The following is a 12,312-nucleotide window of genomic DNA, read 5'->3' as shown; positions in this document are numbered from 1 at the left end:
TGGCATGAATAAAAAACAGAGAGAGGGACTTCGATTGGAAAATAGAAAAGAAGTTTTTTCATGGATAAAAGCGATATTGATTGCAGTCATTCTAGCTTTTTTAATTCGAACGTATATTTTTGCACCGATTGTCGTGGACGGTGAGTCAATGATGCCGACTCTGCAAGACCACGAGAGAATTGTTCTTACCAAGTTTGGAACGAGTATCGATAATATCGACCGGTTTGATATTGTCGTTTTTCATGCAACGGTAGATAAAGATTATATAAAAAGGGTTATCGGTCTGCCAGGAGACCATATTGAATATAAAGATGATACGCTTTATATTAATGGGAAAGCTTATGAAGAACCATACTTGGACAAATATAAGAATCAGATGGCAGGGGTGCCGCTGACTGAATCCTTCAAGCTCGAAGATATTACAGGCAGCATGACTGTGCCGGAAGGTCAGCTGTTCCTTATGGGGGACAATCGCCAAAATAGTTTGGATAGCCGTGAAATCGGCACGATTTCCGTCGATGAAATTGTAGGCAAGGCGAATCTAGTGTATTGGCCGATCAATGAAATAAAGATTGTGAAATAAGAAGAAGCGGACTCAGGTTTAGAGTCCGCTTTATTGTTGCGTTTTACATTCCATTGTCATACAGGTTTTTCAACAAAAAACGTGTCAATTCTACTTTTTTTATCTTTTTTTATGAAAATCAACTCATTTGGGTTAAATTAGGTTATCCTATTAAAAAGAAGTAATCACGTTACCCAGGCCCGCATAAGAAATTGGATTACTTTAAAAAAGGGTGCTGAGATGGAGTACTATAGATGGATATAGTAAAGGATTTAATATCAAACTATGGTTATTTCGCGATATATGCGCTGTTGGCCATTGGGATTATCGGCTTGCCGGTTCCTGATGAGTTCATGATGACTTTTGTCGGCTATTTGTCATCCATTTCCGTTTTGAATGTCCAGGGAGCATTCCTTGTCAGTTTCCTTGGATCGATATCCGGGATGCTTTTCAGTTATTTCATCGGGAAAAAGGTAGGGAAGCCTTTTTTGAGGAAGTATGGTAAGTGGATCAAAATGACCCCCGCGAGGTTGGAAAAATTGGAGAAATGGTTCAATAAATACGGTCCTTGGACCATTATCATAGCCTATTTCATCCCAGGAGTCCGTCACTTCGCCAGTTACATTTCCGGTATGAATGGAATGGGGAAACGAAAGTACTTTATCTTTGCCGGAGCAGGTGCTTTCAGCTGGTGTTTGGTATTTACGACTTTTGGCTATTTCATTGGTGTGTTAACTTAAATCATTTCAACTTCAAAATTTCTTTATTGAATCAGAAAAACCCGTTTCTGGATTCCAGAAACGGGTTTTTCCATTTCTGCCTATAATTATTGAGCTGAGTATCCACCGTCGATGACAAGCTCGGCACCAGTTACGTATGAAGCGTCATCGGAAGCAAGATAAAGCACGGCATTTGCAATATCCGCCGGCTGACCCAAGCGTTGTAATGGTGTTGCCTTGATCATTTGGTTCACTAACTCTTTTGACTCTTCTAATTTTTGAGTCATCGGTGTTTCGATGATACCAGGGAATACAGCGTTGACACGGACACCCATGCGGCCATATTGCGTTGCGGCAGCCTTGGAAATAGCACGAACGGCACCTTTTGAAGCAGAATAAGAGTTTAAGCCCATTCCGATTTGAGCAGTAAAGGAAGAAATGTTCACGACTGCGCCTTTACCTTCTTTAGCCATGTAAGGAACAACGTGTTTCATTCCAAGGAATGGTCCAAATCCATTGATGCTTAACATTAGCTGCCAATCGGCCAATGACGTATCGTTAATGCCTTTTTCCGTTGAGATACCGGCATTGTTAACCAAAATGTCGATCTTGCCAAATTTAGCGATAACTTCATCCGTCACTTTTTTCCAGCTTTCGTCTGAAGATACATCAAGTACAGCTCCATGGACGTTATCCAATTCATTCACAACAGCTACAGCTTTTTCATTGATATCAGCAGCAATGACCTGTGCTCCTTCTTTTGTGAATAGGTCAACCATTTCCCTGCCCATACCAGATGCTCCGCCAGTGATAATGGCTACTTTATTAGTCAATCTTCCCATCATGATCACTCCTAATTGGTTGTTATAACGATGAATAAATGTTCAAGCAAGTTCAAAAGTTATATTATCAACGAGCAATACTATAACTCCTTTTAAAATCCGTCTAGCTTTTTATTTTTTCGCTTGCGATTTTGCTTTTTCTTGCTGGGTAAAAAAATTCATGTACGTTTGTGGAAAAAGGAATTCCCATGTTGAGAGCGTTATCAATCTTTTAATCTACAAAATTGATACCGTAGATCATCAATATCTAAAATAGCTTAATCCGTTCTATTTGAACCGATTAACAAGTAATCTTGTAGAGGCATCGTATGCATGTTGGGGAGCACCATATGTTCAATTCTAGTAATTAAAATGGAATACTGCAAACTTTTTGTACTTTGGATACAAATTTTTATAACATCATTCCAATTCTAACTTTTCAGAACTTTTCTGTACATTGGAGGTCATCATTTTATGAATAACAGAATGTATCTTTCCTTAGCCATCCCGCTTACGATTTCGACGATGAGTACGCCCTTGCTCGGTGCGGTCGATACGGCTGTGGTTGGAAAGTTGAGCGATCCCGCCTATATTGGCGGGGTGGCTGTCGGAACCATTATTTTTAATACGATGTATTGGCTTTTTGGTTTTCTTCGGGTCAGTACATCTGCCTTCGCTGCACAAGCGGAGGGGGCAAGGGATGAAAAGCAAAGCCTGATGGCCTTGGTTCGGCCATTTTTCATAGCAGCGATCATCGGTCTTCTTTTTATCGTGATCCAGAAGCCCATTTTGAATGTTTCGTTAGGCGCAATCGGTCCGGAATCGGACGTTTCCGCCTTTGCCGCAGACTATTTCGGCATCCGGATATGGGGGGCACCTTTTGCGCTATTGAATTATGTCATCTTAGGCTGGTTAATCGGGAAATCCAGGATAAAAACATCTTTGTTCATTCAAGTTTTCATGAACGTGATGAATATAGTCTTATGCCTCGTTTTTGTAAATGGCTTTTCATGGTCTGTATCAGGGGTTGCTGCCGCTTCATTGATATCAGAGATTGCCGCGTTTTTCCTGGGCTTGTGGGTGATCCGGAAAGCGGTCAACGTACCGGATTCATTTTCATTCCGGGAGGGGTTCGATCGGGCTTCCCTGAAAAAAATGATGGTGGTCAACAGGGATTTATTCATCAGGACCATTTGCCTGATCACGGTTTTCAATCTTTTTACGGCCAAGGGAGCCACTTTCGGGACAGAGACACTGGCGGCAAACGCCGTACTCATTCAAATCCATTACCTGATGGCCTATTGCTTTGATGGCTTCGCGAATGCATCGAGTCTTCTGGTCGGGAAGGCGATTGGTTCGAGAGATATAAACCTTTATAAAAAAACACTCTCACTATCGGCACGGTGGGGCTTGTATGCTTCGTTCATACTTGCCGCATCTTACTATCTATTCAGCGATGAGGTCATTCTCCTTTTCACGGATATTCCCGGCGTCATCGAATTGGCCCATGAATATGGACTTTGGATAGTTCTATTCCCGTTCACTGCCTTTATCGGACTCATTTTTTATGGAGTGTTCACCGGAGCGACTGAAGCCGTTCCAGTAAGGAACTCGATGCTCCTTGCACTAATGGCTTTTCTAATAGTCCAATTCGCAGCAGTAAGCAATCATGGCAATCATGGATTATGGCTTGCATTCTTGGCTTTCAGTTTAGGACGTTCTTTGTTTTTAGCATTATACATCCCAAGGCTAAACCGAAAAGTTACAAAGCTTATGGATGCCGATAGTTTAATGAAATCATCCTCTTTTTAATAAAAGAGGGTGTTTTTTTGTAGACAAAAGGAAGTCTATCTAAATTTTTGATGAAGGAAAAGGTGTGCGAGACTTTTGCGGGAAAAGCGCGTCCAAGGGAGACCCCGGAGGCGTATAGCGCCGAGGAGGCTCCCGGAACACCCGCGGAAAGCAAGTGCCTGGAGAGGAAATCAACGGGGTGTTTTTTATTTATATAAGGGCTTTTATCGGTAGTTTGACGGTAGCGATAATACGGGAATACGAAGAATAGGTAGCAACGCTTGGCGAATGTGGTAGTAAAAGTGATAAAATGAAAAATATATATAAAAGAGGAGTTGTCGTATTTTGAGTGAATTGAATTGGCGAGAAGAAGTTGAAAAACGGAAAATGGACTTATTACTGGATACTCAAAACTTATTGAAAATAAAAAGTGTACTGGATGAGGAAAATCCTACAGAGGAGGCCCCATTCGGTAAAGGGGTGAAGGAAGCTCTTGAATTCATGCTTCAATTAGGCGAAAAAGACGGTTTCACTGTGAAAAATGTCGATAATGTTGCTGGTCATATTGAAATGGGTGAAGGCGAGGAGTTAATCGGGATATTATGCCATGTCGACGTGGTACCTGAGGGAGATGGCTGGAGTTCGGAGCCGTTCGGCGCTGAAATCCGCAATGGCCGCATATATGCTCGCGGTGCAATCGATGATAAAGGGCCGACGATGGCTGCCTATCATGCGATGAAGCTGGTCCGGGAGCTAGGAGAACCTTTGAACAAACGTGTGAGGATGATCATTGGAACCGATGAAGAATCGAATTGGCGCTGCGTTGACCGGTACTTTGAAGTGGAGGAAATGCCCTCGATAGGCTTCGCACCAGATGCTGATTTCCCGATCATCAGTGCGGAAAAAGGAATCTGGGATTTCTCGGTTATCCATCCTGCCGATGCAGGAAATGGCACGAACTCAGACGTGAATGTCATCGAGTTTTCTTCAGGTCGAAGGACGAATATGGTACCGGATTTTGCGACGGCTATTGTGGAAACGGACAACACTGCTGAAGTGGCGGCAAACTATCAGGATTATTTGCAAAAGTACTCATTGGAGGGGCAAGCCGTTCCGCAAAAAAATCAAGTGCTGCTTGAAATGAATGGTGTCTCGGCACACGCGATGGAACCGAACAACGGAAGAAATGCAGGTCTACATTTAGCCGTATTTTTAGCTGATCTCACTCTTGATCCGCATGCGAAAGCCTACTTCACTTTCATCAAGGATCGTTTGTTCGAAGATTCCCGCGGAAATAATTTAGGTGTGGCTTATTCGGATGAGCAAACAGGAGAATTGACGATCAATGCCGGAGTTTTCAATTATTCTAAACAAGGCGACAGCTCGATCGGTTTCAGCATGCGTTATCCGGTCACGTTTGATTGGGAACAGCAAAAGGCGGCGCTGGAAGAAAGGCTTGCGGCATATAATTTGAAAGTGAAGACTAATTCGCATTCAACTCCACATTATGTGGACAGTGAAAGCTTCTTGATCAAGACCTTGCAGGAAGTGTATGAAGCGGAGACAGGTGATAAAGCCGAGCTTCTTTCGATTGGCGGCGGCACATATGCCCGTTCATTGAAAGAAGGCGTTGCATTTGGCCCACTTTTCCCAGGCAGCGAAGACATTGCGCATCAGAAAGATGAATATATTGATATTGAGGATATGCTTAAGGCTACGTCCATTTATGCACGTGCCATTCATGAATTGGCTAAATAAGAGGTAAAGAGGGAGAAGACATGGGAAAAATCATTTTTAACGGGGACCTTAAAAGCAGGTCCGAAGTAAAGGTAGATATTGAAGACCGGGGATATCAATTCGGTGATGGCGTCTATGAAGTCATCCGGGTTTATAATGGTGAATTATTTACAGGGGACATGCATTTGAACCGTCTGATCGACAGTGCGAAGTTGATACAGATGAAGGTTCCCTTAACCATAGCGGAAATCAAAACCCGCATGAAAAAGCTGATCGCTGAAAATCAACTGAAGGACGGTATCGTCTATATGCAGCTGACAAGAGGAGTATCTGCGCGTACACACTCTTTTCCAACTGCAGAGGTGGAACCGGTCTTTGTCGCCTATACAAAGGAAATGCCTTATACAGGCAAAATGAAGCCAGGGGTCAATGCTGTTACCACCGACGATATACGCTGGCTGCGCTGTAATATCAAGAGTTTAAATCTACTTGGTAATATAATGGCTAAACAGCAAGCGATCGAAGCAGGCTGTGATGAAGCGATCCAGCATCGTGATGGTACAGTGACGGAGGGTAGTTCATCAAATGTATCAATCGTGGTGGATGGGCAACTTAAAACGCATCCGGCCACAAACTTGATCCTGAATGGAATTACCCGTCAGGTGATGCTGAAGCTTTGCGCGGATCATGGGATTCCCTATGTCGAAGAAGCCTTCACGGTCGAAGACATGATGGCAGCCGACGAAGTCCTTTATACAAGCACTAGCGTCGAAGTGACACCAATTATAAACATCGATGGCCAATCGATTGCAGCCGGGGAACCCGGTCCGATTACCCGAAGACTGCAGAACCTGTTTTCCGAGGAAATCGAAAAGCAATGCGGTTCCGTTAACTAGAAAAAAAAGCCCCTTTGCCACTATTGGCAAAGGGGTTTTTTTATGTGTACTCGGAAGCGAGATAGACATCTCCAAGTTAATTACTCCATATGCAATCCTCCCTTTTTGACATTTTCAAGAACCAGGAATATACTTGCTAATAACCTAAAAAGTTTACCTGTCGCAACAATTTAAGTTGCGTATAAAAAGGAGTTGACATAGATATGTCCGATGCGTTGCATCAATCTTCTTCGAGAGGAATAAAAAAACTTCTTCCCTATCTAGGGCCTGCCTTTATAGCAGCTGTGGCCTATATTGATCCAGGGAATTATGCGACCAATATTACAGCCGGATCAAAATATGGCTATACGCTATTATGGGTTATCTTCGCATCCAATTTAATGGCTGTGCTAATTCAATCACTATCAGCTAAATTGGGAATAGCCACTGGAAAGAACCTTCCAGAGTTATGCAGGGAAAAATTTTCGAAAAAAACATCTTTCTTCTTATGGATTCAGGCCGAAGCCGTTATAATGGCAACCGACCTGGCTGAATTCATAGGAGCTGCACTAGGGATTTATTTGCTATTTGACTTACCGCTTATCACATCGGCAATAATTGCAGCGATTGGTTCCTTTGCCATTTTGGAAATCCAGCGCAGGGGTTATCGAACATTCGAAGCTCTGATCACTGTCATGATATTTGTAGTTGTGATAGCATTTGGTGCTCAAGTTTTTTATGCAAAACCTGATACATCAGCCGTTGTTTTAGGACTCTTCACTCCAAAGTTTGAGGGAGTGGACAGTATTTTACTTTCAGCCGGTATGCTTGGAGCCACCGTTATGCCACATGCGATATACCTTCATTCATCTTTGACGCAAAGAAGAATAGTCGGAGTAAACGATTTGGAAAGAAAAAGGATTTATCGTTTTGAGCTCATTGACATTATCATCGCCATGTTGATTGCAGGTGCGATCAATGCCGCCATGGTCATCGTTTCAGCTGCCCTATTTCATAAGAATGGAGCACTGGTTGAGGACTTGGATGTTGCCTACCAACAGTTCGGGGCCATGCTTGGACCATCAGTCGCGATGTTTTTTGGAATAGGACTTTTATTTGCCGGCTTATCCAGCTCATCCGTTGGTGTAATGACCGGTGATGTAGTCATGCAGGGATTCATTAAAAGACATATACCCATTTATTTGAGAAGGATCATTACAACCGTTCCGCCCCTGCTCATAATATTATGGGGAGTGAATCCATCCAAAGCACTTGTGATGAGCCAAGTTGTCCTCTCGTTTGGCATCGCGTTTGCCTTAGTGCCCTTGATCTTGTTTACAAGCAATAAAAAAATCATGGGCAGCCTGGTCAACCATAAAATCACCTCGAGCGTAGCTTGGCTTATAGCTGTCCTTATCATTTTACTGAACTTGTTCCTGCTTTACGAAACAGTTTTCAGTTAAAAGAAGCAGGGAAGGACCAATCTTTGGTCCTTTTTTGTTTGGATTTTTGCTGTGTGTTTCGTTAATCCGGCCCAGCGGGTTGATCATTCGACCTTGTGCGCGGATAATCCGACCTAGCGGGGTATAATCCGACCCAGCTCGGGTATAATCCGACCCAGCCCGAAAAAATCCCTCCTGGACCGCTTTCATAGTAAGTAAGATTTGGAATATTCCTGATGGAGGGAATATTTATTAGGAAGCCCAAGAAAAGGTATATGCAATGGGAATTATGGTAAAATTAAAGGGAAAATAGGAAGGAATGAACGTGACCATGAATACTCATTTTTTCTTTGCTTTAGTATTGCCTGATGATATTAAGGCTTATTTAAATGCTGTTACGGAACGACTGAAGCCAGAATTTCCATTTAAGAAATGGCTGCATCCAGCCGATTATCATATTACGATGGCATTTTTGGGAAATGCTCCCGATACATTGAAAGAGGATGCCATGGGGCGTGTGGAAAGCGAGCTTTCCAATGAGGCTTCATTCGGCTTGGAACTCGGCGATATCGGCGGTTTTGGCAGGAGTGACAGTCCAAGGATCCTTTGGGCAGGCGTCAAGCAGCAAGATAGGCTATTTGCCATCCAAAGGAAAGTCTATAATTCTTGTATCGAAGCGGGTTTTGAACTTGATAAAAAGCCTTTTAAGCCTCATATAACGCTGGCAAGAAAATTCGAGGGTGAAAGTCCCTTTTCGTTGGAGAGCGTCCGCCAGATAGCGAATTTGAAGGATAAGCATTTTGAAGCAGATCAGGTTGCGTTATATCAAACACATCTTGGAGCTTCCCCTTCATACGAGAAGGTTTTCACGATAAACCTTCAAAAATAGAGAGAGGGGTGGTGGTCGAATGGCACAGCTCATAAAGATGCAGGATTATATTTCCCGGTATGAGCAGGATATTTATCGTTATCCAACGCAATTTGCACGTTTGAAAAAACAGCAATGGAATAAATTGAAGGCTGCTTATAATGCGGGCGAGCTAGATCGGTTGTATAGTGAGCATACTGAAACACAAGTCAAATTCGATCCGCCTCAGGAAGAGACGAAGGGCCTGTTAAAAAAGGTTAAAGGCATCTTCCACCGGACAGGTAAACAGGAGGCAGAAGCAGAAGAACTGCCAATACCGGCACAGAATGAAGATGCTAATGTTTTTTCATTAAGATTTCCGTTTCGTCCGGCCAGTCTGGATGAATTAAAGCAAAATTATTTAAATCAATTACTCCGCTTTCAAATGAAGTGGGGTAGTTCGACGCTTCATGAAAAGTCATTTGTGGACCAATCATTCATTTTGGATGAGAGGCTCCGCTTTTTTCTGCAGCGTTTTCCGGATACGTTTCTCGTATTATATAAACCTATATTTCTATTGAAAAATGCGCCTGTTGAAGTCGAAGTCATTTTATTGACCCCTGTTGATGCTTGGTGCATCACTTTTCTGGAAGCGGAAGAAGACGCTGCATTCATCGGTTCGAGTGATCGGTTCTGGGTCCGCAGGCATCATAAGCATCCAGATAAAAAAGTGCTTAATCCTTTGTTGGGCGCAAATCGGATGACGAACATCGTCTCCCAGTTATTTGAGCTATATGAAGTGAACATGCCGATAAAAAAGGTGATTTTATCCCGGAATGGATATGTTGATTATCCCGAAGCCCCTTATGATATTACGGTATTGGATAAACGGACCTTCCCGGAATGGTTTGAAAGGATGCGGGCAATATCGTCTCCTCTTAAGGCACAGCAGTTAAAAGGGGCACAGGCATTGCTTGAATATTGCCAAACTACATCAAGCCTGCGACCGGAATGGGAAGCCGAATATAACCAACCAGAAGGAAATGAGTATGCCGCACCTTAATGAAACGGTGTATTTCATTGTCAATCCAGTGGCTGGAAATGAAGCGAGTTTAAAGATTTGGAAAAAAGCCGAGGAAATACTGAAATCAAAAGCTGTTCCCCATGAGGTGTTTTTCACACGGGAAAAGGGGCATGCGCTAAGATTGACGAAGGAAATACTATCAGGGACTAATCAGGATACCCGGGTGATTGCTGTTGGGGGAGATGGCACGATTAATGAAATGATAAATGGCGCCATTGGTTTCCCTCACGCAATCATCGGCTCCCTTGCGGCTGGGTCCGGCAATGATTATGTAAGGGGCATTCAAAAAACTGAGAGTATGGAAGAAGCCCTTTCCTTATTTCAGGATAATGCCTTTAATACCATTGATATTGGACAGTTTGAGACGAATGGCAAGGTGGGTTATTTTGTGAACAGCCTGGGAATGGGCATTGATGCTGAAATTTCCGATGAAGCAAATCGTGCCCCCCTGAAAAAATGGTTTAATTTTGTCAGAGCGGGTAAATTAATTTATCTGTTGATTTTTATAAAAATGTTATTTTCTTACAAGCCCAGATGCATGGAATTGATCATTGATGGAAAACGGCATCATTTGAAAAAGGTATGGTTCATCGTTATTGCGAACCAGCCCTACTTTGGAGGTGGAATGAAAATTTCACCATTGTCGAAGGTGGATGATGGCAGGTTGAACGTGATTGCAGTCCATGATATTACTATGTTGAAATTATTGACCGTCTTCATCACCGTTTTATGGGGCGGTCACCTCAACATTAAAAATGTTGATTCTTTTTCTGGTAAAATGATAAAAATGAAGAATCAAGGTTCAGTAAAAATCCAGTCTGACGGGGAAATTGTTGGTAGGAACGAAGTAGCTGCAGTGGTTCTGAAAGAGAAATTGCGCGTCATGTTCAAGGGTGATAACCGATACAAAAATATGAAATGATTTATTTGTTTTTGTTTTATGCGTATAATCGTTTTATAGTACTTGACGAAGAAACCGTTTTTCAACTAAAATTTAATTTATGGCTATTGTTTAATTGCTCAATAGCTATTTTTTTATTTCTCTAAAATGAGGATGTTTTTAATTGCGGGTATCATCCCGATGCAAGTATATATGCAGCTTCGCCAGCAGGCGGATTTTTTATAAAACATGGACTCAAAGTAGTGGTAATACATACACTAGGTGAACGTACCCACATTTGTATGATTAAGCGAGGAAATCGAAGGTGAACCAGTTGGAACATTTATTAGGTCAGGAGTGGGATATATCCCCTGCTGGAGGAGCTACGGGAGAAGCCTTTATTGCCGAGAAAGAGGGGCAGAAGCTCTTCCTTAAACGAAATTCATCGCCATTTTTAGCTGTTCTTTCAGCTGAGGGCATTGTTCCAAAGTTAATGTGGACAAAACGCCTGGAAAACGGGGATGTAATTACGGCCCAGCATTGGATGGAAGGCAGGGAGCTATCTCAGCAGGAAATGAACAATATAAGAGTCGCAAAGCTGCTTCAAAAAATTCATCAATCCGATCCTTTGTTAAGCATGCTCAAAAGGCTTGGGAAATCCCCTTTACGACCTGAAAGTATACTTACAGACATAGAAACCGGGTTATCTTCGGATGTTACGGATATTCCGATAATCAAGCAGGCCATCCATTTTTTACAGAATAATCTCCTGTTGATTGAATGCGACGAAAAAGTCGTCTGTCATTGTGATGTGAACCATAATAATTGGCTCATGACCGAAACCGACGGATTGTTCCTGATTGATTGGGACGGAGCGGTCATTGGCGATCCGGCCATTGACCTCGGCATACTCCTGTATTCATATGTCCCAAGGGAAGAATGGAATCAATGGCTTGCCCGCTACGGCAAGAAGCTAGACGCAGGCCTGGAGATGAGGATGAAATGGCACACGGTTTCACAACTTGTGCTTTCCATCCAATGGCATCATCGCAGAAAGCGGTACGAGGAAAGAAATGAATTACTGCAAAAACTGGAAGCATTATTGATGGTTGGCTGATCAGAATTGATCTATATCATCCACCCACTGGGACAAGTCGTTCTGGTGGGTTGAAATATGTGCATCTAAATCGGCGGTACCGATGCCAGTCTGGCTGTATTCGTAAATCTCCGTCAGTACCGTTTTTACATTGCTGTCTATATCCATATTGATCATTAAGGATTTGACGAGCCTTTCAACCTGTTCACATTCAGAAACGGATCCGCAGCAGTCTGATTGATGATTGGTCAATATATCTTTCAATAGTGACATTTGATGTTCATGGGAAAGCGGCATATAATACCTCTCCTTTCTTAAATATGGATTCAAGGGATTCTCAGGTGGTTCTTGCCTGCCCTTCACTTATTTATGGTGTGTTTTGCGGAAAGTTTTATACATGAAAACTACAGAGACTGTCGCCTGGATGGCCGGCAGTTTTTTTATTTGTTAAGTCGGTG

The 12,312-nt window shown here is 42.7% G+C and carries 12 protein-coding genes; 10 read left to right on the top strand and 2 right to left on the bottom strand.

The annotated features are described in order from the left end of the window. The first annotated feature begins 34 nt into the window (after positions 1–34). Together lepB and ACIROD_RS07085 are read left to right on the top strand one after the other, a co-directional pair. Positions 35–583: a signal peptidase I gene (gene lepB, locus ACIROD_RS07090; RefSeq protein WP_232782922.1), complete on the top strand. Its 549-nt coding sequence runs from the start codon at positions 35–37 to the stop codon at positions 581–583. Between the two features lie 233 nt (positions 584–816). Continuing rightward, positions 817–1,302, top strand: coding sequence for a DedA family protein (locus ACIROD_RS07085; protein WP_101222984.1), 486 nt, complete (start codon positions 817–819; stop codon positions 1,300–1,302). 86 nt (positions 1,303–1,388) lie between these two features. Here ACIROD_RS07085 and ACIROD_RS07080 read toward each other — a convergent pair whose 3' ends face one another. Next, positions 1,389–2,123 (bottom strand): SDR family NAD(P)-dependent oxidoreductase, encoded by a 735-nt coding sequence (locus ACIROD_RS07080; protein WP_101222983.1) that lies wholly within the window; start codon positions 2,121–2,123, stop codon positions 1,389–1,391. A gap of 453 nt (positions 2,124–2,576) precedes the next feature. On the opposite strand from ACIROD_RS07080, the gene ACIROD_RS07075 reads away from it, so the two are divergent. The 8 genes from ACIROD_RS07075 (at position 2,577) to ACIROD_RS07040 (ending at position 11,875) form a co-directional block, all read left to right on the top strand. After that, positions 2,577–3,914 carry an MATE family efflux transporter gene (locus ACIROD_RS07075; protein WP_101222982.1) on the top strand — a complete coding sequence of 446 codons (1,338 nt, stop codon included), beginning with the start codon at positions 2,577–2,579 and terminating at the stop codon, positions 3,912–3,914. A gap of 324 nt (positions 3,915–4,238) precedes the next feature. After that, the gene (pepV, locus tag ACIROD_RS07070; protein WP_402938999.1) at positions 4,239–5,651 is read left to right on the top strand and encodes a dipeptidase PepV; all 1,413 of its coding nucleotides are present in this window, start codon (positions 4,239–4,241) and stop codon (positions 5,649–5,651) included. A 20-nt stretch (positions 5,652–5,671) separates the two neighbouring features. Next, entirely contained in the window at positions 5,672–6,526 is an 855-nt protein-coding gene (gene dat, locus ACIROD_RS07065) for a D-amino-acid transaminase (protein WP_101222980.1), read from the top strand. 203 nt (positions 6,527–6,729) lie between these two features. Further along, positions 6,730–7,968: an Nramp family divalent metal transporter gene (locus tag ACIROD_RS07060; RefSeq protein WP_402938995.1), complete on the top strand. Its 1,239-nt coding sequence runs from the start codon at positions 6,730–6,732 to the stop codon at positions 7,966–7,968. Between the two features lie 310 nt (positions 7,969–8,278). Next, complete coding sequence (thpR, locus tag ACIROD_RS07055) at positions 8,279–8,836, top strand: RNA 2',3'-cyclic phosphodiesterase (RefSeq protein ID WP_260358627.1); 558 nt, start codon at positions 8,279–8,281, stop codon at positions 8,834–8,836. Positions 8,837–8,855: 19 nt separating this feature from the next. Then, on the top strand, positions 8,856–9,857 hold the full coding sequence (locus ACIROD_RS07050) for an NERD domain-containing protein (protein ID WP_402938992.1): 1,002 nt from the start codon (positions 8,856–8,858) through the stop codon (positions 9,855–9,857). Next, positions 9,844–10,800 (top strand): diacylglycerol/lipid kinase family protein, encoded by a 957-nt coding sequence (locus tag ACIROD_RS07045; RefSeq protein WP_402938989.1) that lies wholly within the window; start codon positions 9,844–9,846, stop codon positions 10,798–10,800. The genes ACIROD_RS07050 and ACIROD_RS07045 overlap by 14 nt, the downstream gene beginning before the upstream one ends. Before the next feature lie 292 nt (positions 10,801–11,092). Next, positions 11,093–11,875: a phosphotransferase family protein gene (locus ACIROD_RS07040; RefSeq protein ID WP_063232868.1), complete on the top strand. Its 783-nt coding sequence runs from the start codon at positions 11,093–11,095 to the stop codon at positions 11,873–11,875. On the opposite strand, the gene ACIROD_RS07035 is transcribed toward ACIROD_RS07040, so the two are convergent. Next, positions 11,876–12,151, bottom strand: a complete 276-nt coding sequence (locus ACIROD_RS07035) for a YtzH-like family protein (RefSeq protein ID WP_101222975.1) — start codon at positions 12,149–12,151, stop codon at positions 11,876–11,878. Positions 12,152–12,312: the final 161 nt, after the last annotated feature.

Source organism: Peribacillus sp. NPDC101481 (assembly GCF_044767165.1).
Classification (GTDB): Bacteria; Bacillota; Bacilli; order Bacillales; family DSM-1321; genus Peribacillus.
The sequence above is the reverse complement of the archived record's forward strand: the minus strand, read 5'-3'. Positions and strand labels throughout refer to the sequence as shown.